The sequence below is a fragment of the Amycolatopsis sp. NPDC043889 genome, assembly GCF_056435645.1.
Window position 1 is genome coordinate 1 of record NZ_JBWKEC010000028.1, and the last position, 25,842, is coordinate 25,842.

24 protein-coding genes are annotated in these 25,842 nt (G+C 69.1%); 18 read left to right on the forward strand and 6 right to left on the reverse strand.

The window, feature by feature from the left end; all coding sequences use genetic code 11:
- Window positions 1-317 precede the first annotated feature (317 nt).
- The 6 genes from AC0685_RS33980 (at window position 318) to folK (ending at window position 6,175) form a co-directional block, all read left to right on the forward strand.
- Complete coding sequence (locus AC0685_RS33980) at window positions 318-1,151, forward strand: ESX secretion-associated protein EspG (protein WP_478229245.1); 834 nt, start codon at window positions 318-320, stop codon at window positions 1,149-1,151.
- A gap of 189 nt (window positions 1,152-1,340) precedes the next feature.
- Complete coding sequence (ftsH, locus tag AC0685_RS33985) at window positions 1,341-3,746, forward strand: ATP-dependent zinc metalloprotease FtsH (protein ID WP_478229246.1); 2,406 nt, start codon at window positions 1,341-1,343, stop codon at window positions 3,744-3,746.
- Window positions 3,715-4,329, forward strand: coding sequence for a GTP cyclohydrolase I FolE (gene folE, locus AC0685_RS33990; RefSeq protein ID WP_478229247.1), 615 nt, complete (start codon window positions 3,715-3,717; stop codon window positions 4,327-4,329). Before ftsH ends, folE begins: the two co-directional genes overlap by 32 nt.
- Entirely contained in the window at window positions 4,326-5,168 is an 843-nt protein-coding gene (gene folP, locus AC0685_RS33995; RefSeq protein ID WP_478229248.1) for a dihydropteroate synthase, read from the forward strand. The genes folE and folP overlap by 4 nt, the downstream gene beginning before the upstream one ends.
- Window positions 5,161-5,574, forward strand: a complete 414-nt coding sequence (gene folB / locus AC0685_RS34000) for a dihydroneopterin aldolase (RefSeq protein WP_478229249.1) — start codon at window positions 5,161-5,163, stop codon at window positions 5,572-5,574. Before folP ends, folB begins: the two co-directional genes overlap by 8 nt.
- Window positions 5,575-5,683: 109 nt before the next feature.
- On the forward strand, window positions 5,684-6,175 hold the full coding sequence (folK, locus tag AC0685_RS34005; RefSeq protein ID WP_478229250.1) for a 2-amino-4-hydroxy-6-hydroxymethyldihydropteridine diphosphokinase: 492 nt from the start codon (window positions 5,684-5,686) through the stop codon (window positions 6,173-6,175).
- A 102-nt stretch (window positions 6,176-6,277) separates the two neighbouring features.
- Here folK and AC0685_RS34010 read toward each other — a convergent pair whose 3' ends face one another.
- Complete coding sequence (locus AC0685_RS34010) at window positions 6,278-7,219, reverse strand: MerR family transcriptional regulator (protein WP_478229251.1); 942 nt, start codon at window positions 7,217-7,219, stop codon at window positions 6,278-6,280.
- Window positions 7,220-7,279: 60 nt separating this feature from the next.
- On the opposite strand from AC0685_RS34010, the gene AC0685_RS34015 reads away from it, so the two are divergent.
- The 7 genes from AC0685_RS34015 to AC0685_RS34045 all read left to right on the forward strand — a co-directional run bounded on the left by AC0685_RS34015 (window position 7,280) and on the right by AC0685_RS34045 (window position 14,378).
- On the forward strand, window positions 7,280-7,741 hold the full coding sequence (locus tag AC0685_RS34015) for a DUF3180 domain-containing protein (RefSeq protein WP_478229252.1): 462 nt from the start codon (window positions 7,280-7,282) through the stop codon (window positions 7,739-7,741).
- Window positions 7,742-7,810: 69 nt separating this feature from the next.
- A complete protein-coding gene (locus AC0685_RS34020) occupies window positions 7,811-9,808 on the forward strand; it encodes a DUF6779 domain-containing protein (RefSeq protein ID WP_478229253.1) in 1,998 nt (665 codons plus the stop codon).
- Between the two features lie 142 nt (window positions 9,809-9,950).
- Window positions 9,951-11,120 (forward strand): PrsW family intramembrane metalloprotease, encoded by a 1,170-nt coding sequence (locus AC0685_RS34025; protein ID WP_478229254.1) that lies wholly within the window; start codon window positions 9,951-9,953, stop codon window positions 11,118-11,120.
- Window positions 11,121-11,255: 135 nt separating this feature from the next.
- A complete protein-coding gene (locus AC0685_RS34030) occupies window positions 11,256-12,182 on the forward strand; it encodes a Rossmann-like and DUF2520 domain-containing protein (protein WP_478229322.1) in 927 nt (308 codons plus the stop codon).
- Window positions 12,179-13,087 carry a pantoate--beta-alanine ligase gene (panC, locus tag AC0685_RS34035; protein ID WP_378442294.1) on the forward strand — a complete coding sequence of 303 codons (909 nt, stop codon included), beginning with the start codon at window positions 12,179-12,181 and terminating at the stop codon, window positions 13,085-13,087. Before AC0685_RS34030 ends, panC begins: the two co-directional genes overlap by 4 nt.
- A 12-nt stretch (window positions 13,088-13,099) precedes the next feature.
- Complete coding sequence (panD, locus tag AC0685_RS34040) at window positions 13,100-13,594, forward strand: aspartate 1-decarboxylase (protein ID WP_016337767.1); 495 nt, start codon at window positions 13,100-13,102, stop codon at window positions 13,592-13,594.
- 4 nt (window positions 13,595-13,598) lie between these two features.
- Window positions 13,599-14,378 (forward strand): type III pantothenate kinase, encoded by a 780-nt coding sequence (locus AC0685_RS34045; RefSeq protein WP_478229255.1) that lies wholly within the window; start codon window positions 13,599-13,601, stop codon window positions 14,376-14,378.
- A gap of 38 nt (window positions 14,379-14,416) precedes the next feature.
- On the opposite strand, the gene AC0685_RS34050 is transcribed toward AC0685_RS34045, so the two are convergent.
- Window positions 14,417-15,016 carry a class I SAM-dependent methyltransferase gene (locus AC0685_RS34050; RefSeq protein WP_478229256.1) on the reverse strand — a complete coding sequence of 200 codons (600 nt, stop codon included), beginning with the start codon at window positions 15,014-15,016 and terminating at the stop codon, window positions 14,417-14,419.
- Window positions 15,013-15,786 carry a class I SAM-dependent methyltransferase gene (locus AC0685_RS34055; RefSeq protein WP_478229257.1) on the reverse strand — a complete coding sequence of 258 codons (774 nt, stop codon included), beginning with the start codon at window positions 15,784-15,786 and terminating at the stop codon, window positions 15,013-15,015. Before AC0685_RS34055 ends, AC0685_RS34050 begins: the two co-directional genes overlap by 4 nt.
- Window positions 15,787-15,882: 96 nt before the next feature.
- On the opposite strand from AC0685_RS34055, the gene lysS reads away from it, so the two are divergent.
- Window positions 15,883-17,394, forward strand: coding sequence for a lysine--tRNA ligase (gene lysS, locus AC0685_RS34060; protein WP_340685366.1), 1,512 nt, complete (start codon window positions 15,883-15,885; stop codon window positions 17,392-17,394).
- Window positions 17,395-17,545: 151 nt separating this feature from the next.
- Window positions 17,546-17,899, forward strand: coding sequence for a histone-like nucleoid-structuring protein Lsr2 (locus tag AC0685_RS34065; protein ID WP_005165380.1), 354 nt, complete (start codon window positions 17,546-17,548; stop codon window positions 17,897-17,899).
- 6 nt (window positions 17,900-17,905) lie between these two features.
- On the opposite strand, the gene AC0685_RS34070 is transcribed toward AC0685_RS34065, so the two are convergent.
- Window positions 17,906-18,745, reverse strand: coding sequence for an AraC family transcriptional regulator (locus tag AC0685_RS34070; protein ID WP_478229258.1), 840 nt, complete (start codon window positions 18,743-18,745; stop codon window positions 17,906-17,908).
- Between the two features lie 78 nt (window positions 18,746-18,823).
- Between AC0685_RS34070 and AC0685_RS34075 the strand changes: the two genes are divergently transcribed.
- Window positions 18,824-19,405 carry a TIGR03086 family metal-binding protein gene (locus tag AC0685_RS34075; protein ID WP_478229259.1) on the forward strand — a complete coding sequence of 194 codons (582 nt, stop codon included), beginning with the start codon at window positions 18,824-18,826 and terminating at the stop codon, window positions 19,403-19,405.
- Here AC0685_RS34075 and AC0685_RS34080 read toward each other — a convergent pair.
- Complete coding sequence (locus AC0685_RS34080; protein ID WP_478229260.1) at window positions 19,402-20,160, reverse strand: (2Fe-2S)-binding protein; 759 nt, start codon at window positions 20,158-20,160, stop codon at window positions 19,402-19,404. The genes AC0685_RS34075 and AC0685_RS34080 overlap by 4 nt on opposite strands.
- A gap of 406 nt (window positions 20,161-20,566) precedes the next feature.
- Between AC0685_RS34080 and AC0685_RS34085 the strand changes: the two genes are divergently transcribed.
- Together AC0685_RS34085 and AC0685_RS34090 are read left to right on the forward strand one after the other, a co-directional pair.
- Window positions 20,567-23,125, forward strand: coding sequence for an ATP-dependent Clp protease ATP-binding subunit (locus AC0685_RS34085; protein WP_478229261.1), 2,559 nt, complete (start codon window positions 20,567-20,569; stop codon window positions 23,123-23,125).
- Between the two features lie 278 nt (window positions 23,126-23,403).
- Complete coding sequence (locus tag AC0685_RS34090) at window positions 23,404-25,164, forward strand: Hsp70 family protein (RefSeq protein ID WP_478229262.1); 1,761 nt, start codon at window positions 23,404-23,406, stop codon at window positions 25,162-25,164.
- A 23-nt stretch (window positions 25,165-25,187) separates the two neighbouring features.
- On the opposite strand, the gene pcp is transcribed toward AC0685_RS34090, so the two are convergent.
- Window positions 25,188-25,823, reverse strand: coding sequence for a pyroglutamyl-peptidase I (gene pcp, locus AC0685_RS34095; protein ID WP_340685372.1), 636 nt, complete (start codon window positions 25,821-25,823; stop codon window positions 25,188-25,190).
- Window positions 25,824-25,842 lie beyond the last annotated feature (19 nt).

Consider the following 25,842-nt stretch of genomic DNA (forward strand, 5'->3'; position numbering starts at 1 on the left):
GGAGCGGGGTTTCGGGGTTCTTTGGCGAGCTGGGCGTGGTGGTGGGCACCAAAGACCTCGTGGGGGACGGCGGGGGGTTCGGCGCCCGGACCGGCGGGGGGGGGTGGGGGGGGGGGTTGGGGGGGAAACCCCAACCCCCCACCCACGACCACCGCAGCCATCCGACTTTGCCGGGAACCGGGTTCCGGAGCCGCGGCCGTGTGCCGGTCGTCGATGATCGGCCGATCCGGCCGCCGACCGTCGTACCCCTTCGCTATCGTGAACCTCTGGGCGTCCCGAGGCCCATGAAGCCGAGGTGCCGGGAGGGCACGGAGCACATGCACCAGGAACACTTCACACCGATGGCGTTCGACTTCCTCTGGGAGTCCGCCGAGCTCGGCGACCTGCCGTACCCGCTGCGCGTCCGGTCGCACGGCGCGACCGAGCTCGAGCGCCGGGCGCTGCGCCAGCGCGTCGACAACGAACTCCAGGCCCGCGGAATCCGCGACGGCCGGGGAAGGCTGGAGCGGAGGATCGAGGACTGGCTGTATCTCCTCGCCCGCGGTTCGCTGACCATCGACGCCCTGCACATCCCCGAATTCCAGGCCCCGACCATCGCCGTGCTCGGCGCCACCGACGGCCGCGACGCGGTGATCGCGATCCAGGACCAGTCCGGGATCTGGCTGCGTGAGGCACCCGCCGACGGGCTCCCGACGGCGGTCGTCGACCTGCTGCCCCCCGGGCAGCGCGGCTCGGAGGCGTCCGTCACGCTGCCGATCGACGACGCCCGCCGCACCGAGCCGATTCGCGCCGCCATCAACCCGACGAAGCAGGCCGAGGAGCCCGAAGCGGCGAAGCCCCGCCGCAAGGACAAGCCGCGTGTCTCGCTCAGTGAACGCATCACCGCGGACCCGCGCGAGGCGTTCGGCAAGCTCACCGGCCAGCCGAGGCTGCGCGGCGGTCAGCTCGCAGCGAACAGCCGGTCCCACGTGGGCGCCAAGCAGCGGTCCCGGGTCCTCGGCTGGTTCGACACCGCCAGCGGCCGCTATCTCAGCACGTCACAGGCCGGTCCCGACGGACGCGAGTGGGTCACCGTCTCGCCTGCCGACGTCAAGACACTCCGAATGCGGCTGGGCGAAATGGCCGCCGGTGTGGCGGTCGACACACGGTAGGGTCCCGCTCCGGGAACCCTCGCGCGACGTCCGCCGTTTACGTCCGAGAGGCTCACCACCCTCATCCGTCCAGGCGGGCGGTATCCTGAGGGGCGGGTGTCGGAGCACCATGGGTCGTCAAGATCGTGATGGCGGGTATCACAGGAGCCGCCCAACCAGGAAGGGTCGAGGCCACCAGGGCCGAGTCGTATGAACCGGAAGAGCGTGCTCAAGAACCCAGTGCTCTGGATTCTCGCGGCGGTACTGGCGTTTCTCGCATACAACACGATCTTCGACAGTGATCGTGGCTACACCCAGGTGCCGATCTCGATCGCGAACCAGCAGATCACCGCGAACAACGTCAAGGAAGCCTCGCAAGAGGACAAGGAGCAGCAGATCAAGCTGCTGCTGAACAAGAAGATCGAGGTCGACGGCCAGCAGGTCGACCAGATCATCGCGCAGTACCCGGCGAACGTCGCGGGCACCATCTACGGCCAGCTCATCGGCCTCAAGAGCGGTGACAACCCGGTCAAGTTCACCACCAAGGTCACCCAGCAGAACGTCCTCACCCAGATCCTGATCTTCGCCATCCCGCTGGCGCTGGTGCTGGGCCTGCTGATGTGGATGATGAACAACGCCCAGGGCGGCGGGAACCGCGTCCTCAACTTCGGCAAGTCGAAGGCCAAGCAGCTCAACAAGGACATGCCCAAGACGACCTTCGGGGACGTCGCGGGCGCCGACGAGGCCGTCGAAGAGCTGTACGAGATCAAGGACTTCCTGCAGAACCCGGCGCGCTACCAGGCGCTCGGCGCGAAGATCCCCAAGGGCGTCCTGCTCTACGGGCCGCCCGGTACCGGTAAGACGCTGCTCGCCCGAGCCGTCGCCGGCGAGGCGGGCGTGCCGTTCTACACGATCTCCGGTTCCGACTTCGTCGAGATGTTCGTCGGTGTCGGCGCCTCGCGAGTCCGCGACCTGTTCGAGCAGGCCAAGCAGAACGCGCCCTGCATCATCTTCGTCGACGAGATCGACGCGGTCGGCCGCCAGCGCGGCGCCGGCCTCGGCGGCGGCCATGACGAACGCGAGCAGACGCTGAACCAGCTCCTCGTCGAGATGGACGGCTTCGACGCGCGCGGCGGCATCATCCTGATCGCCGCGACCAACCGTCCCGACATCCTCGACCCGGCGCTCCTGCGTCCCGGCCGCTTCGACCGCCAGATCCCGGTGTCCGCGCCGGATATGCGCGGCCGCAAGGCGATCCTCGAGGTGCACGCCAAGGGCAAGCCGATCGCGCAGGGCACCGACCTGGGCAGCCTCGCCAAGCGGACCGTCGGCATGTCCGGCGCGGACCTGGCGAACGTGCTCAACGAGGCAGCGCTGCTCACCGCCCGCCAGAACGGGCACGTGATCACCGACGCCGCGCTGGAGGAGTCCGTCGACCGCGTCGTCGGCGGCCCCGCCCGCAAGAGCCGGATCATCTCCGAGAAGGAGAAGAAGATCACGGCCTACCACGAGGGCGGGCACGCGCTCGCCGCGTGGGCGATGCCGGATATCGAACCGGTCTACAAGCTGACGATCCTGCCGCGCGGGCGCACCGGCGGTCACGCCCTGCTCGTCCCGGAGGACGACAAGGAGTTGATGACCCGCTCGGAGATGATCGGGCGCCTGGTCTTCGCGATGGGCGGCCGGACGGCGGAGGAACTCGTCTTCCACGAGCCCACCACCGGTGCCTCCTCCGACATCGAGCAGGCGACGAAGATCGCCCGCGCGATGGTCACCGAATACGGTATGAGCGCCCGGCTCGGCGCGGTCAAGTACGGCCAGGAACAGGGCGACCCGTTCCTCGGCCGCTCGGCGGGCCGCCAGGCGGACTACTCCCTGGAAGTCGCGCACGAGATCGACGAGGAGGTGCGCAAGCTCATCGAGACCGCGCACACCGAGGCGTGGCACGTGCTGAGCACCTACCGCGACGTGCTGGACGAGCTGGTCATCGAGCTCCTCGAGAAGGAGACGCTGACCCGCAAGGACCTCGAGCGGATCTTCGCGACCGTCGAGAAGCGCCCGCACATCACCATCTTCAACGAGTTCGGCGACCGGAAGCCGTCCGACAAGCCGCCGATCAAGACCCCCGGCGAGCTGGCCATGGAGCGCGGCGAGCCGTGGCCCCCGCCGGAGGAGAAGAAGGAGCAGCCGGTGCTGCAGCCGGCGCCGACCCCGGTCGGCACCGCGCAGGGCGGCGGCGACCTTCCCGGTGGCCCGCCGTACGCGCCGCCGGACCCGAACGCCAACCCCTACGCTCCTCCGCCGCCGGGCGCCTACCCCAACGGTGGTCGCCCCAACGGTGGGCCGAACGGCACCGGTCACTGGCCCCAGGCATATGGTGGGCAGCAGCCGGGCGGACCGGCAGGCGGTTACCAGGGTGGGCCCGTAGGCGGCCCGCCGAACTACGGGGCTCCTCCCGGATGGACCCCGGCCACGCAGCCGGGCGGCCAGCCGAACCAGCCCTGGCGTCCCGCCGAAGACCGCCCGCGTGAAGGCTGGTTCCCTGACCAGCCCGGCGGTCAGCAGGACGAAGGACAGCAACGGCGTGACGACGGACAGGACGACACCAAGCGGTAACGGCGCAAGCCCGGTCTTCGACCAGGACCGGGCCGAGAAGGCCGTACGCGAACTCCTGCTCGCCTGTGGAGAGGACCCGGACCGGGACGGTCTCTTGGAGACCCCGGCCCGGGTCGCTCGCGCTTACCGGGAAATGTTCGCCGGGCTCTACACCGAACCGGACCACGTCCTGGACCGCACGTTCGACGAGGCACACGAAGAACTCGTGCTCGTGACGGACATCCCGATGTTCAGCACCTGTGAACACCACTTGTTGTCATTCCATGGCGTCGCCCATGTCGGCTACATCCCCAATGAGCACGGCAAGGTCACCGGCCTGTCCAAACTGGCTCGCCTTGTCGATCTCTACGCCAAGCGTCCCCAGGTCCAGGAACGCATCACTTCCCAGGTCGCCGACGCGCTCATGCGCAAACTCGCGCCCCGCGGCGCGATCGTCGTGGTCGAGGCCGAACATCTCTGCATGGCCATGCGTGGCATCCGCAAGCCCGGAGCCCGGACGACGACGTCGGCCGTGCGCGGTCTGTTGCAGACTTCGGCGTCCTCGCGGGCGGAGGCGCTGGATCTGATCAAGGGCCGTCGATGACCGCCCTGCCCCGGCCCGGACGGTGCGCGGTGATGGGGATTCTGAACGTCACCCCCGATTCCTTTTCGGACGGTGGCCGCTATCTCGGGGTCGAGCAGGCGCTGGAGCACGCGCGCGAGATGTGGGCGCGCGGCGCGGATCTGATCGACGTCGGCGGGGAGTCGACGCGGCCGGGAGCGTCCCGGGTGGACGCCGAGACCGAGATTTCCCGGATCATGCCGGTGATTCGCGCGCTCGCCGCCGACGGGATCGCGATGTCCGTGGACACCACGCGGGCCGAGGTCGCCCTCGCCGCGGTCGAGGCCGGCGCGTCCGTCATCAACGACGTCTCCGGCGGGCTGGCCGATCCGAACATGGCGAAGGTCGCCGCCGAGACCGGTGTCCCGTATGTCCTGATGCACTGGCGTGGGCACAGCAAGGACATGAACGCGCTGGCGTCCTATGAGGACGTCGTCGTGGACGTGCGCGCCGAACTGCTGTCCCGAGTGGACGAAGCGCTCGCCGCGGGTGTCGACGGCGGCGCGATCGTGCTCGACCCTGGGCTCGGGTTCGCGAAGAACGCCGAACACGACTGGGCCTTGTTGAACGGCCTGGATTCCTTCCTGTCATTGGGTTTCCCGGTTCTCGTCGGCGCGTCGCGCAAACGGTTCCTCGGGCGCCTTTTGTCCGGAAAGGACGGAAAACCCGCTCCGCCGGACGGCCGCGAGAACGCGACCGCGGCCGTGTCCGCGCTCGCCGCGGCGGCCGGCGCCTGGGGTGTGCGGGTGCACGAGGTCGGCGCGAGTATCGACGCGGTGACCGTCGCGGCGGCTTGGCGGAAGGGGAGTCCTGTTGTCTGACCGGATCACGTTGACCGGATTGCGGGTCTTCGGCAGGCACGGGGTCTTCGACCACGAGAAGCGGGACGGGCAGGAGTTCGTCGTCGACATCGTGGTGTGGCTGGACCTCGGCCCGGCCGCCGCGTCCGACGACCTGACCAAGACGCTGCACTACGGCGAACTCGCGGAACTCGCGGCCGGGATCGTGGCGGGCGAGCCGTACGACCTCATCGAGAGTGTCGCCGGGAAGATCGCCGACGAGGTGCTGCGCGACGAGCGGCTGACCGCCGTCGAGGTGACAGTGCACAAGCCGTCCGCGCCGATCCCGCTGAACTTCGACGACGTCGCCGTCACGGTGTTTTCTGCGCGCGCTGACGAAAACGCGCAGACGGGGCGCGGCCCGGAGTCACCCCGGCGGCCGACATGACCGGCGCCCCGGCAACGCGTTTTCGGGCGGCCCGGCGGCCGCGAAAGAGGGCGCGCGCGGTGAAGTCTCCGATCGTGCGCTGCGCGCACTCACAGAGACGGCGGGAGCGATGAGCCGCGCGCTGCTCTCGCTCGGTTCCAACCTCGGGGATCGGCTCGCGTTCCTTCAGGCCGCCGTCGACGCGGTCCGGCCCGCGGTCGTCGCGGTGTCGTCGGTCTACGAGACGAAGGCGTGGGGCGTCGAGGACCAGCCGGACTTCCTCAACGCCGTGGTCCTGGTCGACGACCCGGCGCGGGATCACTGGGACTGGCTGCGCACCGGGCAGGACGCCGAGCAGGCGGCGGAGCGCGTGCGCGAACGCCGGTGGGGCCCGCGCACGCTGGATGTCGACATAGTGACCGTGGACGGGGTGCGCTCCGATGACCCCCGGTTGCTGCTTCCTCATCCCGGCACGCCGGAGCGCGCGAGCGTGCTGATCCCCTGGCTGGAGATCGAGCCCGATGCGGTGCTCCCCGGCCACGGTCCGGTCGCCGACCTCCTCGCCGCCCGCCCCCCTGCGGACCGCGATTCCGTCCGGCTCACGTCCCTGCCCCTCGCCTGACCCCCGCATTTCGTCCTCTGAATGCGGTAGTTCGCGCCACGAACCACCGCATGCGGAGGACTAAGTGCGCGGCGAGCCGCGGGTGGTAGCAAAGGTCCCTTGCTACCCCAGCGCGGAGCGCAGGGCGGCGATGATCCACTCGGCCTGCGCCATCTGCGAGGGGAACGACGGCCAGCCGTTGATCCTCCCCAGCAGCATCCAGTACCGCTCGGCGCGCGGGTCGGAGCTGATCGCCATCCCGTCGGTCAGCCGCTTCCGCCAGGCGGGGTCGGCCGGGTCCTGGCCGTTCCGCGAAGACTGCGTGAAGATCGTCTCCGCCAGCTCCCGGCCCTCGGCCGAGTCGGGCGCGAGGCCGGCTTCGAGCGCTTCGGTCGCCTTCGCGCTCCACGCCATCCACAGCTCCTGCTGCTTCGCGCCGAAGTCCGCTCCGTCCTGCTTCCGGAGCTGCGAGTGCCACTCGCTCATCCGCCGGATGGACGCGCGGAACTCCTCGTCCTGCACGAGTTCGGCGAACTCGATCCAGGCCTCCAGCTGCTCGGGCGTCGGGTCGTCGGGCAGTTCCGGTTTCGCCGAGCGCATCCGCTCGTAGAACTCCGGATCCAGTTCGAGCCCTTCGACCATGTCCGCCCAGAACTCGTCGAGCAAACGTTTGCGGTCTTCATCCGACATCGACGCGAGTTTGTTCATCAGTTCGACCTCCTCCAGTGGTGAATCCCGTTTGGCCACCGCTCGCAGGACCGCCCGGCGCAGCTTCAGCCGCCGGATCTGCTCGTCCAGGGCGGCGACGTGCTGGACCGCGAGGTCCCCGATGGTCGCTTCCCTGGTCAGCGCCCGCTCCACGTCGGCGAGGCCGAGCCCGAGCTCCCGCAGCGTCCGGACCAGCTCGAGGCGCGCCATCGCGGTGGCGTCGTAGAGCCGGTAGCCGGAGCTGGTGCGGTCGGTCGGGGGCAGGAGCCCCTCGTCGGAGTAGAAGCGGATGGTCTTCACCGGCAGGCCGGTCCGTTTGGCCAGCTCCCCGATGGTGAAAACCGCTGCGGTGCCCATATGCTTCATCGTCGACTCTCCAGTTGGTGGAGAGTCAAGCCTGCCAGGTAGCGTTGGACCATGCACTTCACCCGGCCACGTGAGCTGGCGGTGGCCGGCCTCCTGGGTCTGGTCCTGGCCTATCTGGTCTTCCAGGTCGCCTACGGATCCATCCCCGCGCTTCCGCTCTTCGCCGGAGTCACGCTGCTCGTCCTCGCGCTCTGCGAGTTCGTGCTCGCCTTCATCATCCGGTCGCGGATCAAGGAGGGCCGCGTGCTCGCCGCGATCTCCGTCGCCCGATCGGTGGCCCTCGCCAAGGCCTCTTCGCTCGCCGGATCCGCCATGACGGGCGTCTGGCTCGCGGCCTTCGCGTATCTTTTTCCGCGACGTGACGAACTCCTCGCGGCGAGCGGTGATCTCCGCTCGGCGACGGTCGGGATCGTCAGCTCGGCGGCGCTGGTAGCTGCGGCTTTATGGCTCGAACACTGCTGCCGGACCCCCGAGGGCGGTGATCGGGACAGCGATCCCGCGCCGACCGGTTAACGCTCGGGAGCCACCGCTCGAAGTACCGACTAGGTCTCGTTCGGATTACTAGAAGGTACGGTGTTGGGCATGACCGGGGTGGGTGACGACTCGCGCGGCCGCCTTGCGGGTAGGCCGTGGCTTGTCGTCGGCTTGGTTCTCGCCGTCGGCGCGACTCTCGCATTGGTGCTTTCCGACGACCTCCGCTACTTGCGTCTGGGGATCGTCGCGGCGCTGTGGGCCGCCTTGATCGGTGCGTTCCTGGCGGTCCGCTACCGCAAGCACGTGTCACAGAGCGAGGACGCCGTCGCCGAGGCGCAGGCCGTCTACGAGCTGGAGCTGGAACGCGAGATCGCCGCCCGCCGCGAGTTCGAGCTCGAAATCGAGGCGGAGACCAGGCAGGCCGCCGAGAGCCGCTCCCAGGAAGAGCTCGAAGCGCTCAGAGCCGAGGTGAGCGCTCTGCGTGAAAGCCTCCAGTCGCTCTTCGGCGGCGAGGTCCTCCTCGAACGCGTCGCGCTCACCGCGCAAGCCACCCGGATGCGGTCCCTCGACAACAAGCAGCTGATGAGCGCCGGATCCGAGAACGGCAACGGAAAACCCCAGCTCATGGCGGCCAAAAGCACCACGATCGACGTCGACGAGCGTGAGCGCGACCGCCCGACCGAGATGATCGACCGCGTCCTCGAGCCCGCCTCCGCGCGGGCCGGGACACCGCCCGCCGCTCGCCGCAAACCGGCGAACGGCCAGGTCAACGGCACCAACGGCTACGGCCAGAGCAATCAGGTCCAGCGGCCGAAGCCGGTCGACGAGTCGACTCGCCGCAGTATGCGCAAGGCGGACGCCCGCGCCTCGAAGGCGGCCGAAGCACTCGCCGCCGAAGCCGCCCGTCGCGAGCGGCTCGAGATGTCGAACCCCGGGATGTCGCCCGCCGAGGTCTCCCGGCCGATGCCGAGGGTCGACCCCCAGCGCAAGACCCCGCCGCCGGTGACCCCGGCCGAGGTGTCCCGCCCGTCCATGCCGGGTGTGTCGCGCGCGGAGGTCTCGCAGCCGTCGATGCCCACCGTCGCCCGGCAGCCCCAGCGCCCGGAACCCCAGCGCAACGAACCGCCCCGCCGCCCGCAGCAGTCTTCGCTGCAGCAGCGGCTCGACGCCGGCACCGTGCAGCGTCCTCCCGCGACGCGGCCCGAGGAGCAGACCCGCAAGCAGACGCCGCCGGTGAAGCCCCCCGCGCAGGCGAAGCCGGTCAAGAAGGTCGAGCCGGACCGTCCCCGCCCGAACCGCGAGCTCGGCCTGACCCGCCCCGGTATGAAGCCGGTCGAGCGGTCCAGGCCGGCCGGCGGCACGCCGCCGCCCGCGAACAAGCCCGCCGCGCCGGAGCCGATGGAGGCCACCGGCGAGTGGAAGCCGTCGTGGACGCAGGAGCGCCCGGTCTCCGACCTGAGCGCGGCGTTCCCCAGGAAGGACGACTTCCAGGACCGGCCGCGTCCCACGCCGCCGCCGAAGCCCCAGCCCTCGGTCTCCCTGCCCCGGCCCGAGCCGAGGCCGGAGCCGCGCCGTGAGCCGGAGCCGCCGACGCCGCCGTCGATCCCGGCCGTGTCCGAGCCGCCTCGCCGGGCCGAGCCCGTGCGGAAGCCGGAGCCCGAACCGGTGCGCCGTCCGGCGGCCGAGGCGCCGTCGCGGCACAGCTCGCCGCCCGCCGAGGAGCCGCCCGCGGTCAACCCGACGCTGCCCGAAGAGATCCGCCTGGCGCAGAACGGCGGCGGTGGACGCCGTCGTCGCGCGGCGGAAGACTCCTCGGTTTCGCTCACCCCGGCCCCGAACGTCCCCGAGCCCACCGGTGGCGGTCGTCGCCGTCGTCCGGACGGGGAGCCCCCGGCCTGGCAGAGCACCGAGTCCACAGGTGGCCGTCACGGCGGCAGGCGGGCGAAGCCGGACGACGAGGAGTCGTCCCGCAACGGGTCCTCGCGCAGCCGTCCGGAGAACTCCGCCGCGGGTTCCCACGCCTCCGGCCGGTCGGTGATGGATCTGCTCGCCGCCAACGGCGCGAACGAATCCACTCCGCGGCGCAGGCGGCGCGCCGAAGACTGACCGCGTCCGACAGGTGAACCAGCGATCGGCGTCGGCAGGGCCAGGTCTTCGGCCGGACGGGTTCACACGTGTGGCCGGTACTGTGTCGAACTTCAGCTCCACGTCCCGCTCGTGTCCCGTACCGACGGTAGGGTGACCCGCTGTGAGCGAGCCTTCCTCCCCGGCGCCCGGTTCCGACCGGACCCGCCGGTCTCGGTCGATCACCGTGCTGCTGCCGGTGCTCGGGCTGATCGCCGTCGCGCTGTGCGGACTGTTCGTCTTCGGCACGGTGACCGAAAAGGTCGGCCCGCTCGCGGTGGGGATCGGCGTGCTCGCGGCGCTGGTCCCGGTCGCCGTGGTGGTCACCGCGTTCCTGTGGGTCGACCGCTGGGAACCGGAGCCGCCGAAGCTTCTGCTGCTGGCCTTCGTCTGGGGCGCGTGTGTCGCGACGATCATCGCGCTGCTGCTCAACAGCGGTGCCGAGGCCGTCGGTGACCTGCTGCTCGGCACCGGCGTCGGCGGCAAGATCAGCGGACTGGTCTCCGCGCCGCTGGTCGAGGAGGCCGCGAAGGCCGCTTTCATCCTGCTGTTGTGGTGGCGCCGCCCGATCGAGTTCGACGGCGTCGTGGACGGCATCGTCTACGCCGGGTTCACCGCGGCGGGCTTCGCCTTCACCGAGAACATCTATTACTTCGGCCGCGCCTTCGCCGAGCACGGCTTCGGCGACGGCACGAGCGCCGGTGTGCTCGCGGCGTTCTTCCTGCGCGGTGTGCTCTCGCCGTTCACCCATCCGCTGTTCGCCGTGATGACAGGGATCGGGCTCGGTGTCGCCGCGAGCAGCAAGGTGCGCTCGCTGCGGATCCTGGCGCCGATCGGCGGTTACATCGTCGCGGTGCTGCTTCACGCGCTGTGGAACGGTGCCGCGCTGCTCGGCGGCGCGAAGACCTTCCTGAACGTCTACTTCCTGATCATGGTGCCGCTGTTCATCGGGGTCTTCTCGGTGGTGGTCATGCAGCGACGCCGTGAGCAGCGGATCGTCGCGGCGGCGCTGCCCATGATGGTCGACGCACGCTGGATCGCCCCGTCGGAGGTCGCGCTGCTGGCCAGCCTCTCCGGACGCCGGTCGTGGCGGAAACAGGCGCGGAAGCAGTCGGGGCGGGAGGCCGCGAAGGCCGTCAGCCGCTACCAGGCCAGCGTGACCGAGCTCGCGTTCCTGCGGCGCGGACGCAAGCTCACCGAAGACGCGAAACAGCGGCAACGTGAGCTGCTCCAGGTGCTCAAGACGTCGCGGGCCGAGGCCGTGCGGCTGGCCGACGGCGCGCCGCGCGGGTGACCACTGTCAGGTGAAGCTGGTCACGGGGGCCGGTTCAGACGCGGGCCGGAGGGTTACCCTCGCGCCGTCGTCTGGTACCCGCGACCGCAGAGCGGGACTGGAACGAGTTGAGGAGTTTTCGACCATGAGCGTCCACTGGCGCACGCCATGATGAGGCCCGCTCGCCTGGCCGTCGGCGTCGTTTCCGCGGGGCGGGTCGGCAGCGTCGTCGGCGCCGCGCTCACCCGGGCCGGGCACACGGTCGTCGCCGCTTCGGGCCTTTCCGACGCCTCGGTGCGCCGGGCGGAGCAACTGCTCCCCGACGTGCCCCTCCTGCCTCCTGACGAGGTCGCCCGCCGTGCCGACCTGGTTCTGCTTGCCCTTCCGGACGACGCGCTCGCCGGGATGGTGCGCGGTTTCGTCGCCACCGGATCCCTCCGGCCGGGGCAGATCGTCGTGCACACCTCCGGCGCGCACGGTATCGACGTCCTCGCGCCCGCCGCCGAGGCCGGGGCGCTGCCGCTGGCGCTGCACCCCGTGATGACCTTCACCGGCCGCGCCGAAGACCTCGACAGGCTGGCCACCTGCAGTATCGGCGTCACGGCGACAGAAGGTGACGAAGCGGCGTGGAACGTCGGCGAGGCGCTGACCGTGGAGATGGGCGCGGAGCCCGTCCGGGTCCCTGACGAGGCGCGGGCGCTCTATCACGCGGCGTTGGCACACGGCGCGAACCACCTGATGACACTGGTCGCCGACTGCGCGGAACTGTTGCGGGAGGCGGGAATCGCCCAGCCCGAACGCCTGGTGGCTCCGTTGTTGTCGGCGGCGTTGGATAATGTTCTGCGACACGGGGACCGGGCGCTCACCGGGCCGGTGGCCCGTGGTGATCTCGGCACCGTGCGCAAGCATCTCGCGGTGCTGGCCGAACGTGGCCCCGACATCGCCCCGAGCTACCGCGCGCTGGCCAAGCGCACGCTGGCGCGTGGCGACGCCGCCGGGCTCCTGGACGCTTCGGCCGCCGCCGAGCTCACCGAACTCCTCAGTGATCCAGCAGATCCCGCCGAAGGGCAGCAAAACCAGTGACCACACCGAAATTCGCCCGAGGCACGCTGCACACCTTCCAGCCGCCCGAGCAGGTCAGCCAGGTGACGCGTGCCCTGCACGGCGTCGGCCGCAAGGTCGCGCTCGTGCCCACGATGGGCGCCCTGCACGCGGGGCACCGCGAGCTGATCCGCCGGGCGAAGCGGCTGCCGAACACGGTCGTCGCGACGTCGATCTTCGTGAACCCCCTGCAGTTCGGGGAGGGCGAGGACTTCGAGGCGTACCCGCGTCCGCTGGACAAGGACCTCGAGGTGCTGAAGGAGGACGGCGTCGAGCTGGGCTTCCTGCCCAAGGCGTCGGATCTGTATCCCGACGGGGCCACCATCACGGTGCATCCCGGCGCGCTCGGCGACGAGCTGGAAGGCGCGGTGCGGCCGGGGCATTTCGCCGGCGTGCTGACCGTGGTGGCGAAACTGTTCAACATCGTGCGGCCGGACTACGCCTTCTTCGGGGAGAAGGACTACCAGCAGCTGGTGCTGATCAAGAAGATGGTGCGTGACCTGAACTTCGACACCCGCGTCATCGGGGTGCCGACGGTCCGGGAACGCGACGGGCTGGCGTTGTCCTCGCGCAACGTCTACCTGACTCCGGAACAGCGCGAGGACGCGATCGTGTTGTCGGCGGCACTCACGGCGGGTGCCTTCGTCGGACGCGACGGCGCGGAAGCCGTGCTGGCGACCGCCAGGCAGACCCTCGCCGCGCGGCCCGCGGTCGAGGTCGATTATCTGGAATTGAGGGGAACCGACCTCGGGCCCGCGCCCGTGGACGGTGAGGCGCGGTTGCTGATCGCGGCCAGGGTGGGGAGTACCCGGCTGATCGACAACGTCCCGGTGGTGCTCGGCGCCGCCGCGGACCATCCGGAACACGCGCTGGACGCAGGGGAATAGGGAGAGTCCACGATGTACCGCACGATGCTGAAATCGAAGATCCACCGGGCGACGGTCACCCAGGCCGACCTCCACTACGTCGGCTCGGTGACCGTCGACGAGGACCTGATGGACGCGGCGGATCTGCTGCCGGGCGAACAGGTGTCCATTGTGGACGTCACGAACGGCGCGCGGCTCGAAACGTACGTGATCGCGGGCGAACGCGGCAGCGGGGTGCTCGGCATCAACGGTGCCGCGGCGCATCTGGTGCACCCCGGCGATCTGGTGATCCTCATTTCGTACGCGCAGATGGAGAACGCCGAGGCGGCCGCGTTCCGGCCGCGGGTCGTCTTCGTCGACGCGGACAACCGGATCGTCGAGAAGGGCGCCAACCCCGGGCACGCGCCGGAGGGCTCCGGTCTGCTGAGCGGCACCGTGACACTGGCCGACGACGACACGATGACCTTCCCGGTCGCCGAAACCGCCGACGCCCGCCGTCTCGACGCGCTGCTGCACGCCGAAAGCTGAGCCCTTGCTGCTCACGGTCGACGTCGGCAACACCAACATCGTGCTCGGGCTGTACGACGGCCGAGAGCTGATCGGTAACTGGCGCATGCGCACCGACGCGCGAATGACCGCCGACGAACTCGCGTTGACCATGCGCGGCCTCCTCGGCTCACACGCGGACGCGATCACCGGGATCAGCGCGCTGTCCACGGTTCCCGCCGTGCTGCGGGAGCTGCGCGTCATGCTTTCGCGGTACTACGCCAAAGTGCCGAAGATCGTCGTCGAGCCGGGGGTGCGCACCGGCGTGCCGCTCCTGGTCGACAACCCCAAGGAGGTGGGCGCGGACAGGCTGGTGAACACCCTCGCCGCGCACCATCTGCACCCGGACACCGCTTGCGTGGTGGTGGATTTCGGGACTTCGACCAATGTGGACGCCATCTCCGCCAAGGGCGAGTTCCTCGGTGGCGCCTTCGCGCCCGGCATCGAGATCTCGGTCGACGCGCTGGCCGCGCGGGCCGCGGCGCTGCGCAAGGTGGAGCTGGTGCCGCCGCGGTCGGTGATCGGGAAGAATACCGTGGAATGCCTGCAATCCGGCATCCTCTACGGTTTCGCCGGCCAGGTCGACGGCCTGGTGAAGCGGATCAAACGCGAGCTCTCGCCCGGCGGGGCGGATCCGGTCGCGGTGATCGCGACGGGCGGCCTCGCGCCCCTGGTGCTCGGCGAGTCCGAGACGATCACCGAGCACGTCCCGGACCTGACGTTGCTGGGCCTGCGGCTGGTCTACGACCGCAACCACCGCGGTTAGTCCTCTGAATGCGGTCCTTGCGTGTGCAACTACAGCATTCAGAGGACTAAACGCGGCGGCGGGAAGCGATCATCAGGACCCGCCGCTTCCAGTAGTGGCCGGTGGTCGGCCACCTGGGGCGGCCGGTTCACCGGTTGCCCGTCGAAGTCCCAGGTCGTGACGAGCAGGCGCCCGCCAGGCACGAGGATCCGCGCGAACTCCGCGCAGGCACGCCGCTTGTCGGGCGCGAACAGCAGCGCGTCGACGCTCATCACCGCCTCGAACGACGCGTCGTCCAGTCCGGTGTCCTGGAAATCGCCGACCAGGAACTCGGCCGCTTCGATGTCCATCGCCTCCGCGCGACGCCGCGCCGACGCCAGCGCCGTCTCCGCGATGTCGACGCCGGTGAGCGTCGCGTAGGTCCGCGCGGCGACCCACAGCCCGGGACCGCCGCGCCCGCAGCCGATGTCGGCGAGCCGCCCGCCCGGTTCGAGTCGCGCTTCGGACGCGATACGGCGCAGGTCCGTCCGGGTCACGAAGCTGTAGGTGTCCAGCTCGGCGGGGTACTCGTCGCCGTACACCTCGGCCCAGATCCGCGCGGACACCGCCGACGCGGGAGCGCCGAACGTCGCGGTGAACGCCGCCTTCCAGTCGGTCATCGCTTACGCGCCCGGAAGACGGTGGTGGTGATCGGCAGGTCGAATTCCCCCGAGGCGGTTTCCGGGTTCCGGTCGAGGAATTCCCGCGCCGTGCGAAGTTTGGCTTCGCGTTCCTCCGCCGGGGCCACCAGCATGTGCGAATGGGTGGCGAGAGTCGCCACCAGGGTCTCCGCGGTCCTCGGCTGTTTGTGGCCGAACGTCTTCTTCTCGAACGGCTCGAAGGCCTCGTGTTCCGGCAACGATTCGTAGTCGCTCAGCCAGCGCCTGCTCATCGAGGTCTTGATCAACGTGTTCAACTCGGCGAGCCAGCCCGCCGACTCGTCGTCGTGGTTCCACAGCGCGGCCACGACACCTCCCGGTTTCAGCACCCTGGCCATCTCCGGATACGCCCGGTCGAGGTCGAACCAGTGGACGGCCTGGCCGACGACCACGGCGTCCACGGAACCGCCGGGCAGCGGGATCTCCTCGGCCGTCCCGATGAGCGGGGTCACGGAGGGGAGCGCCTTCTTCAGTTCCGCGAGCATCTGGTCGTCCGGCTCCACCGCGGTGACCTCGACACCCAGCGCGAGCAGCCCTTCGCTGACCTTGCCGGTGCCGGCCGCGAGGTCCAGTACCCGTTCCGGCGCGTGCCGGGCGCCGGCGAGCCCCCAGGCCAGTGCCTTTTCCGGATAGTCGGGCCGATGCGCGGCATAGGCGGCGGCCCTCGCGCCGAACGAAGCGGCGCGGCGCGCGTGCAGTTCGGGTTCGATGCCGGGACTGGATGAGTTCACGCGCTCAAGGTTAAAGGACAGAAAACCAGCCGGTCCGGAGTCGGAAAAGGTAATCCGGTTGGCGTAGGGAAGCGGCGGGTTCGTACGCTGTGCGCCATGACTGAAATCCCCGCATCCGAGGGCGTGAGCCCCGACGAAGACCTGCCGGAACAGATGCGGGTGCGCCGGGACAAGCGCGACCGGATAATCGCGGAGGGTATCGATCCGTATCCGGTAGAGGTGCCCCGGACGCACTCGCTGGCCGAAGTGCGCGAGAAGCATTCCGGTCTTCCTGTCGACACCGCCACCGGTGAGATCGTCGGCGTCACCGGCCGGGTCATGTTCATGCGCAATACCGGCAAACTGTGTTTCGCGAGTCTTCGTGAAGGCGACGGTACCGAGTTGCAGGCGATGCTCAGCCTCGCGAAGGTGGGCGAGGACGCGCTCGCGTCGTGGAAGTCCGACGTCGATCTCGGTGATCACGTATTCGTCTCCGGCGAGGTCATCACCTCCAAGCGCGGTGAGCTTTCCGTGATGGCCGACTCCTGGCGCATCACGTCGAAAGCATTGCGCCCGTTGCCCGTGGCGCACAAAGACCTGGCCGAGGAAACGCGGATCCGGCAGCGTTATGTCGATCTGATCGTGCGTCCCAAGGCTCGGGACGTGGTCCGCACCCGCGCCGGTGTGCTGCGTTCCCTGCGTGACTCGTTTCACGGCCGAGGATTCCTCGAGGTCGAGACCCCGATGCTGCAAACGCTGCACGGCGGCGCGGCGGCCAGGCCATTCGTAACGCATTCGAATGCCTTCGACCTCGACCTCTACTTGAGGATCGCGCCGGAGCTGTACCTCAAGCGTTGTGTGGTCGGCGGTATCGAGAAGGTCTTCGAGATCAACCGGAACTTCCGGAACGAGGGCAGCGACTCGTCGCACTCGCCCGAGTTCGCCATGCTCGAGTACTACGAAGCGTATGCGACCTATGACTCCAACGCGGTGATGACGCGCCAGCTCATCCAGGAGGCGGCGCAGAACGTTCTCGGTACTCAGGTGGTCACTCTCGCCGACGGTTCGGAGTACGACCTGTCCGGCGAGTGGACCACACTCGGAATGTACGAGTCGTTGTCCGAGGCGTTGTCGGAAGAGGTCACTCCCGAGACATCGGCGGACAAGCTGCGTTCCTATGCCGAAGCGCGAGAGCTGGAGCTCGACCCAAAGTTAGGCCACGGCAAACTCGTCGAAGAACTTTGGGAACATCTCGTCGGCGATCATCTCCACGAACCTACTTTTGTCCGTGATTTTCCGGTCGAGACATCCCCGCTGACCAGGCAACATCGCAGCAAGCCGGGGGTCGCCGAGAAGTGGGATCTGTACGTGCGCGGATTCGAACTGGCCACCGGATACTCCGAGCTGGTCGATCCCGTCGTGGAGCGTCAGCGGCTGGTGGAACAGGCCCGGCTGGGTGCGCAGGGCGATAGTGAGGCCATGAACCTGGATGAGGATTTCCTCCGTGCGCTGGAGTACGGAATGCCGCCGAGCGGTGGTGTCGGAATGGGGATCGACCGGTTGCTGATGGCGCTGACCGGCCTTGGTATCCGGGAGACCATCCTGTTCCCGCTCGTCCGACCCGAATAACCCGTCCGCGTGACAGATACCTCGATCGTTCTCGTAAACAAGATTTGCGTTATGTCTCGGTAGCGGGTATTAATGTCGCTAGACAAAGTCTTCTGTCCGGGGCATGCCCCGTACCAGATCATTCGTGTAAGCCCCCAGCAGGAGGAAACAGATGGCACAGAAGGTGCTCGTCTCGCTCGTCGACGACCTCGACGGCACTGAGGCGGAAGAGACCGTCGAGTTCGGTTTGGACGGTGTGAGCTACCAGATCGACCTTTCCGCGGAAAACGCGGAAGAGCTTCGTGACGCGCTGGCCCAGTATGTGGAGCACGCCCGTCGTGCGGGTGGCCGTAAGCGCACCGCCATTCGTCCGGTCGCCGGTGTGAAGGCCGCCGCCCGTCCCGCCACCGTGGACCGCGAGCAGAACCAGGCCATTCGCGCCTGGGCCCGCAAGAACGGCTTCCAGGTTTCCGACCGCGGACGTATCCCGTCCGAGGTCGTGGAGGCCTACCACAAGAAGAACTGAGGTCTTTCAGACTCGCACGCCGCCGGGAATCCGTTCCCGGCGGCTTTCTTGTTCTTGTACACGGTTCAAGCGGGCGTACTCGGTGGGCGCCCATCCGGTCACGGAGCGGAAATCCCGGATGAAGTGCGCTTGGTCGCTATAGCCCAGCGTGGTCGCCAGTTCCGCGTAGTCCGGCCGTTCCTCGGCGGCGATCCGTGCCGCCGCTTCGTTCAAGCGGTATACCTGAATCGCCCATTTGGGGGCGGCGCCGACATGTTCGGCGAACAGGCGTTGCAGGCTCCGGCGAGACAGGCCCGTCCGGCTTGACAGCTCGCCGACTCTGGTAATGGCCGGATCGGCCGCGATTGTTTCGGCCGCTTCGACGGCCGTCCTGGCCGCGGCGGTGAGCACGGGATCTTTCGCGAGGAGCAGTTCCTCGCACCGGCGGACCATTTCGAAGTCGTCCGTCGCATTCCGTACCGATTCCGTCACCGATCCGGCACCGGGGAAGAGGTCGGTGAGTGGAACGGAACCGCCGGAGATCATCGAGACCGGACCGGTGAGGAATGCCCGGAAAGCCCCCGGCCGGAATCGCACGCCGATACCGTGGTCCGTGCCCGCGACGGTGTAGCGGAAAGGTCGTTTCCCCGGGCCGAACGCGCCCGCCGCGTCGCGGAAGAACGTGACGTTCACCGCGAGATTGGGCAGAACCACCTGTTCATGGGGCGGACGGCCGCTCAGGTCCCAGCGCAGCACCCAGTGGTGGTCGACGAACGGGCGCAGCTCCGGCGCGGGGCGATGCCGGACCAGGCTGAACTTCGCCTCCCGCACGGTGACGATCCCGGCCGGGATCCGGTGCCTGCTCACCGGAACAACCTAGGCCACGGCCTAACCCTGTCGCGTTTCTTCAAGACGGCGCGCCGGGTTCCGTGAACTCATGCCCTCATGTCCGAACACGCTGCCCTGATCGCTCCCGCCGCGGCGGAATTCGCCGGAATCCTGCGCGGGATCGGCGAGTCCGACCTCTCCGCGCGAACCCCGTGCGCCGAATACGACGTCCGCGCGTTGCTGAACCACCTTCTCTACTGGGGCCCCTGGCTCGAAGCCGCCGGGCGCAAGGCGCCACCGCCCGAGGTGTCCTCCGGCGAGGCCGAGGCGGATCTCGTCGGCGACGGGTGGCTCGACGGCATCGAAAAGCAGACCGCGCGGCTCGTGGACGTCTTCGGGGCGCCGGAGGCATGGCGGGGGCAGACCACTTTCGGCGGCAACCCGATGCCCGCGTCGATGGCGGGGTACATGGTGCTGGACGAGTTCGTCTTCCACGGCTGGGACCTCGCCAGGGCGACCGGCGCGGAGTTCACCGTTCTCCCCGAAGTCGCCGACGCCGTGTACGCCATCGCACTGGAGATCGGTGACCAGGCGCGCGCGATGAAGGTGTACGGCGAAGAAGTGACCGTCGCGGATGGCGCGACGGCGTTCGAGCGCGCCTTGGGCGTGACGGGACGTAATCCCGGCTGGACGCCTTAACGAACTCTGGGGCAGCCGCCGCATTCCGATTCCGCGGGAAGCAGATAGTTGAAGCAGCAGCTTTCGCGGGTTCTCGCCCACTCGCGGCGTCCGTCGGCTCCCGCGGTCAGCGTCAGCTTCGACGGCGATGTCAGTGGCGGGAACCGGGCTTCGAGGACCAAGGCGGCGTCCGCGACGCCGGCGCCCTCGGCTTCCGGGGTCCCGCCCAGCCGTCCCGCCGACCACAGCGCGTTGTCGAGCGCGTCCGTGGCCGCCGCCCACAACTGCCGTCGCCCGAGCCTCGTCAGCGGGCCGTAGACGTCGATGAACCGGCTCGCGTGGGCGACGAACCTGCCCCGCAGCACCGTCGCCAGTGCCCGCTCGTCCGGGACCACGACGGCACTCGGATGCGCCGAGCCCGGGTCGGTCGGCAGGCAGTGGAAGCCGTCACCGAGGACGGCGACGGAGTCCGGGTGCGGCCGTCCGGCGCCGATATGGAACGCCAGCGCGGACGGCGCCAGCGACGGGACGCGACGTCCGTGGTGGAGCAGCATCGCGCCGGCGAGGGCCGGAACGTGCAGGTACCAGGACAGGATCCAGCTCGCCGGGGTCCGTTCGGGGATCACAGGGGCGTCCCGATACGTCTCGGCCAGCCAGCAGGCGAGCCGCTCCCGCCACCGCACGAGCCGGGCCGGTTCGCCGAGCAGGTCGCCGCAGAGGACCCAGTCCGGCTCGCCCGCCGGGACGTCCGCGCGGAGCCGGGCGTCCTCGGGCATCCTGGAGAGTGAGGCCCTCAGTCCGCCTTCGGGTGACGCCAGCGTCCGAGGATATGACACGCCGCCCTCCCGTCCTTAGGTACGGCTAACCTTACATACGATCCGTGGCTACTCCGGACGGGTGCCCATTCACCGGGCAGGCCCGTGTTCGCGCTCAGCGGACAACCCTCGTCCGGCGGAATCCGGGCGCGCGTTCGCACGTTGGGCTTGACGTAAAGGTGCAGGGCAACCGGAAGATGAAAGAGCGCACGGCCGGAGAACGGCCGGGGCGCGAACGGGCCGCAATCAGCCGTAGTGGTACGCCAGCGCGACCACATGGCTACTAGAGTGGTCTCACGGTGCTGAATCCATCGCGGTGAAAGCACGATGGAAACGGGCCGCCGTCGCAGCAGTCGAGGGAGTGCACATGTTTGAGAGGTTCACCGACCGCGCGAGGCGGGTGGTCGTCCTGGCCCAAGAAGAGGCCAGGATGCTCAACCACAACTACATCGGCACCGAGCACATCCTCCTGGGTCTGATCCACGAGGGTGAAGGTGTCGCCGCCAAGGCGCTGGAATCGCTGGGCATCGCGCTGGAGGGCGTCCGCCAGCAGGTCGAGGAGATCATCGGCCAGGGGCAGCAGGCCCCGAGCGGGCACATCCCCTTCACCCCGCGGGCCAAGAAGGTGCTTGAGCTGTCCCTGCGCGAAGCGCTGCAGCTCGGCCACAACTACATCGGCACCGAGCACATCCTGCTCGGGCTGATCCGCGAGGGTGAGGGCGTCGCCGCGCAGGTGCTCGTCAAGCTCGGCGCGGACCTCAACCGGGTGCGTCAGCAGGTCCTGCAGCTGCTGTCGGGCTACCAGGGTGGCAAGGAGTCGGCCGAGACCGGTTCCGGACGCGGTGAAGGCACCCCGTCGTCGTCGCTGGTGCTCGACCAGTTCGGCCGCAACCTGACCGTGCAGGCCCGCGAAGGCAAGCTCGACCCGGTCATCGGCCGGGGCAAAGAGATCGAGCGGGTCATGCAGGTGCTGTCGCGGCGCACCAAGAACAACCCGGTCCTGATCGGTGAGCCCGGCGTCGGCAAGACCGCCGTCGTCGAAGGGCTCGCGCAGAACATCGTCAAGGGCGAGGTCCCCGAGACGCTGAAGGACAAGCAGCTCTACACCCTCGACCTCGGCTCGCTGGTCGCCGGTTCCCGGTACCGCGGTGACTTCGAAGAGCGCCTCAAGAAGGTGCTCAAGGAGATCAAGACCCGCGGCGACATCATCCTGTTCATCGACGAGCTGCACACGCTCGTCGGCGCGGGTGCCGCCGAGGGCGCGATCGACGCCGCGTCGATCCTGAAGCCGATGCTGGCCCGTGGTGAGCTGCAGACGATCGGCGCGACCACGCTCGAGGAGTACCGCAAGTACATCGAGAAGGACGCCGCGCTGGAGCGCCGCTTCCAGCCGATCCAGGTCGGCGAGCCGTCGCTCGAGCACACGATCGAGATCCTGAAGGGTCTCCGTGACCGGTACGAGGCGCACCACCGCGTCTCGATCACCGACGGCGCCCTGGTGCAGGCGGCGACCCTCGCGGACCGCTACATCAACGACCGCTTCCTCCCGGACAAGGCGATCGACCTGATCGACGAGGCAGGCGCCCGGATGCGCATCCGCCGCATGACCGCGCCGCCGGACCTGCGCGAGTTCGACGAGAAGATCGCCGACGTGCGCAGGGACAAGGAGTCCGCGATAGACGCGCAGGACTTCGAGCGCGCCGCCCGCCTCCGCGACGAGGAGAAGACCCTCCTCGGCCAGAAGGGCGAGCGGGAGAAGCAGTGGAAGGACGGCGACCTCGACGTCGTCGCCGAGGTCGACGAGGAGCAGATCGCCGAGGTCCTCGCCAACTGGACCGGCATCCCGGTGTTCAAGCTCACCGAGGAGGAGACCACGCGTCTGCTCCGCATGGAGGACGAGCTGCACAAGCGGATCATCGGCCAGGAGGACGCGGTCAAGGCCGTCTCCCAGGCGATCCGCCGCACCCGTGCCGGCCTGAAGGACCCGAAGCGCCCCTCCGGCTCGTTCATCTTCGCCGGCCCGTCCGGTGTCGGTAAGACCGAGCTGTCCAAGGCGCTCGCGGCGTTCCTGTTCGGCGAGGACGACGCGCTCATCCAGATCGACATGGGCGAGTTCCACGACCGCTACACCGCTTCGCGGCTCTTCGGTGCCCCTCCGGGCTACGTCGGCTACGAAGAGGGCGGCCAGCTGACCGAGAAGGTGCGGCGCAAGCCGTTCTCGGTGGTGCTGTTCGACGAGATCGAGAAGGCCCACCAGGAGATCTACAACACGCTCCTGCAGGTCCTCGAAGACGGCCGTCTCACCGACGGTCAGGGTCGTACGGTCGACTTCAAGAACACCGTGCTCATCTTCACCTCGAACCTGGGTACCTCGGACATCTCGAAGTCCGTTTCGCTCGGGTTCTCGTCCGGCGGTGACAGCACCAACCGGTACGAGAAGATGAAGCAAAAGGTCAACGAGGAAATGAAGAAGCATTTCCGGCCCGAGTTCCTGAACCGGATCGACGACATCATCGTCTTCCACCAGCTGACCAAGGAACAGATCATCCAGATGGTCGATCTGATGATCGCCCGGGTCGAGACGCAGCTCAAGGCCAAGGACATGGAGCTCGAGCTCACGCCCAAGGCCAAGTCGCTGCTCGCCAAGCGCGGCTTCGACCCGGTGCTGGGCGCGCGGCCGCTGCGCCGCACGATCCAGCGCGAGATCGAGGACCAGCTGTCGGAGAAGATCCTGTTCGGCGAGGTCCAGCCCGGCCAGATCATCCTGGTCGACGTCGAAGGCTGGAACGACGAAGAGGGCGAGAAGGACGACAAGGCGCACTTCGTCTTCCGCGGCGAAGCCCGGCCCTCGTCGGTCCCGGACGCCCCGCCGGTGAGCATCGGTGCCGGCTCGACCGAAGAGAACGGTGAAACCGAGGGCGAGTAAGTCCTCTCGGTTCCGGAAGTGCCCGTCGCGGTTCGCCGCGGCGGGCACTTTCGCGTGTTCGCCCTCCAATCACGCGAGTTCCGCCTCTGATCACGTGAGTTACGTGTCCACGCACGTGAGTTACGTGTCCAAGCACGTGAGTTCGACCTTCCGGACCGAGCGCCTGCGTGCGTGGAGGGCGAACTCGCGTGATCAGGCACGTAACTCGCGTGATCAGAGGCGGAACTCGCGTGATCAAGGGGCGTGAGACGATGCCCTCGGGTCCGGGAGGGGGTCAGGTGGACGTTCTGGCGATCGATTTCGGTACCTCCAGCACGGTGGGGGTGCTTTCGATCCACGGCAGGGGGACGCAGGTCGTCGAGATCGACGGGTCGGTGACGATGTCGTCCGCGATCTACGCAGACAAGGACGGCACGGTCTTCGTCGGTCGTGACGCCGAACGCCGGGCCCGGCTGGATCCGAGCCGGTTCGAGGCGAATCCGAAGCGGCGCATCGACGAGGGTGCCCTCCAGCTCGGTGACGTCTCGCTCCCCATCGCCGACGCCTTCGCCGCGGTCCTGCGCCGGGTCGGCGAAGAGGCCGAGCTGCTCCTCCAGCGTCCGCCCGCGCAGGTGCGCATCTCGCATCCCGCGGGCTGGGGCCCGGATCGCAAGCAGATCCTCCGCGACGCCGCGCTCAAGGCCGGTTTCGGTACGACGACGCTCATTCCCGAGCCGGTCGCCGCCGCCGCGCATTACGCCTCACTCGGCAACGGTCACCGGCCGCCCGGTCCGATCGCGGTGTACGACCTCGGGGCGGGCACCTTCGACTGCGCGGTGGTCGGTGTCAGCGCACAGGGGTTCGCCGTGCTGGCCGAGGACGGTCTGCCCGACCTCGGCAGTCTCGACATCGACCAGGCGCTGCTGGTGCACATCGGCCGCGAGGTTTCGCATTCCGAACCCGCGCGCTGGCAACGGATCCTGCGTCCCCAGTCGGTCAGCGACCGCCGGACGCGCCGGTCGTTGCTGCAGGACGTCCGTGACGCCAAGGAAAGCCTGTCCCGCCACCAGCAGACCGAGATACCGATGCCGGAGCCGTTCGGCGACGTGCGGGTGACGCGGACGGAGCTCGAGGCGCTCGTCCGGCCGAGTTTCCTCCGCAGCGCCGAGCTGCTGGCCACCACGATCCGCCGTGCCGGGCTGTCCCCGGACCGCCTCGGTGGCGTCTACCTCGTCGGCGGGCCGAGCCGGATGCCGTTGCTGGCGAGCCTGCTGGCGAATCAGCTCAGGATCGCGCCGACGACGCAGGACCAGCCGGAGACGGCGGTCGCGTTCGGGCTGCTCCACGTGCCGGCCGGTGGCGAGGATTCCCAGCTGACCGTGCCCGCCTTCGCGCCGGTCGCGCCGCCAGTGCGGCAGCAGCCCGTGCAGCAACAGCCGCCGCGGCGCCCGCAGCCGCCGCGCTGGACACCGCCCGCGCCCCCACCGGGCCGGAACTGGCGGAAGCCCACGGCCTACGGCGTCATCGTGCTCGCTCTCGCGGCGATCGTGACGACGGTCGTCCTGCTCAGCGGCGGCGGAGACGAGCCGGTCGCCGGACCGGCGCCGGCGAAACCGGTCAGCTGTGCTCAGCCGGGGGACAAGGACGCGCAGGGGTTCACGGACTGTCTCCGCCGGATCGCCGCCGTCATCCCGCGGCGGGACGACTGCCGGGACGCGCCGGACGCGGCCGCCACGGTGGGCGCGGCGTCGGCGGTCACCTGCGTGTTCAAGGACGGCAAGGGGTCGAACGCGATCAACTACTACCAGGGCATCGCGATGACCGGCCTGGAGGACGGTGTCCGGCAGCGGATGACCAAGGGCAAGCCCGCCGAGGGCACCTGGGCGGCAGACGGTCTCCGGGGGCGCTACTTGGCGGGTGTGGGCGCGCGAAGCGGCATCGTGCTCTTCGGGACCGAAGACGCGCCGTTGAGCGCGATGCTCGTCTCGACCCGCAGCGACGGCTCCGCGCGGACGACCGCGGAGATGGTCGAGTTCTTCACGGCGCAGCTCAAGCCCTGACATTTCCGAAGGCCGAACCTTGATCAGTGCAGGGTGCCCGCCGGGGTCGAAAGATCCTCGGTCACCGAAAGCGAGGTCTCCACGATGATCTCCAGCGCTTCCGCCGCGCGGTGCACGGCCAGGCTCGGCGCGGTCGTCCGCGCGGCCTGCTCCGGCGTGTACGGCACGTGCACGAAACCGCCGCGCACCCCGGGGAAGTCGTTGTCCAGCAAGTGCATCAGACCGTAGAAGACCTGGTTGCACACGTAGGTCCCGGCGGTGTGCGAGACCGACGCCGGAAGTCCCGCGTCCTTGATCCCCGTGACGCACGCCTTCACCGGCAGCGTGGTGAAGTACGCGTTGGGCCCACCGGGGATCACCGGGACGTCGACGGGCTGTGAGCCCGCGTTGTCCGGGATGCGGGCGTCGATCAGGTTGATCGCGACCCGTTCCGGGGTGACGTCGGGGCGTCCGCCCGCCTGCCCGACGCAGATCACCAGTTCCGGCCGGTATTCGTCGATCGCGTCGCGCAAGGTGACCAGCGAACGCGAGAACACGCACGGCAGTTCGACGGCGACGGTGTCGTGCCGCCGTCCGGTGAGCAGGGAAACCGCCTGCCACGACGGGTTCACCCGCTCACCGCCGAACGGTTCGAAACCGGTGAGGAGCACGGACGTCATGCCCTCACCCTAACGTGTG

What these genes read in the sequence shown, in the direction of transcription:
- AC0685_RS34085 (WP_478229261.1), top strand. Translation starts at nt 20,567, where the DNA reads ATGTTTGAGAGGTTCACCGACCGCGCGAGGCGGGTGGTCGTCCTGGCC.
- ftsH (WP_478229246.1), top strand. Translation starts at nt 1,341, where the DNA reads ATGAACCGGAAGAGCGTGCTCAAGAACCCAGTGCTCTGGATTCTCGCG.
- AC0685_RS34010 (WP_478229251.1), bottom strand. Translation starts at nt 7,219, where the DNA reads ATGGGCACCGCAGCGGTTTTCACCATCGGGGAGCTGGCCAAACGGACC.
- panD (WP_016337767.1), top strand. Translation starts at nt 13,100, where the DNA reads ATGTACCGCACGATGCTGAAATCGAAGATCCACCGGGCGACGGTCACC.
- AC0685_RS34065 (WP_005165380.1), top strand. Translation starts at nt 17,546, where the DNA reads ATGGCACAGAAGGTGCTCGTCTCGCTCGTCGACGACCTCGACGGCACT.
- AC0685_RS33980 (WP_478229245.1), top strand. Translation starts at nt 318, where the DNA reads ATGCACCAGGAACACTTCACACCGATGGCGTTCGACTTCCTCTGGGAG.
- AC0685_RS34080 (WP_478229260.1), bottom strand. Translation starts at nt 20,160, where the DNA reads ATGCCCGAGGACGCCCGGCTCCGCGCGGACGTCCCGGCGGGCGAGCCG.
- folP (WP_478229248.1), top strand. Translation starts at nt 4,326, where the DNA reads ATGACCGCCCTGCCCCGGCCCGGACGGTGCGCGGTGATGGGGATTCTG.
- AC0685_RS34015 (WP_478229252.1), top strand. Translation starts at nt 7,280, where the DNA reads ATGCACTTCACCCGGCCACGTGAGCTGGCGGTGGCCGGCCTCCTGGGT.
- AC0685_RS34075 (WP_478229259.1), top strand. Translation starts at nt 18,824, where the DNA reads ATGTCCGAACACGCTGCCCTGATCGCTCCCGCCGCGGCGGAATTCGCC.
- folK (WP_478229250.1), top strand. Translation starts at nt 5,684, where the DNA reads ATGAGCCGCGCGCTGCTCTCGCTCGGTTCCAACCTCGGGGATCGGCTC.
- AC0685_RS34020 (WP_478229253.1), top strand. Translation starts at nt 7,811, where the DNA reads ATGACCGGGGTGGGTGACGACTCGCGCGGCCGCCTTGCGGGTAGGCCG.
- pcp (WP_340685372.1), bottom strand. Translation starts at nt 25,823, where the DNA reads ATGACGTCCGTGCTCCTCACCGGTTTCGAACCGTTCGGCGGTGAGCGG.
- AC0685_RS34050 (WP_478229256.1), bottom strand. Translation starts at nt 15,016, where the DNA reads ATGACCGACTGGAAGGCGGCGTTCACCGCGACGTTCGGCGCTCCCGCG.
- lysS (WP_340685366.1), top strand. Translation starts at nt 15,883, where the DNA reads ATGACTGAAATCCCCGCATCCGAGGGCGTGAGCCCCGACGAAGACCTG.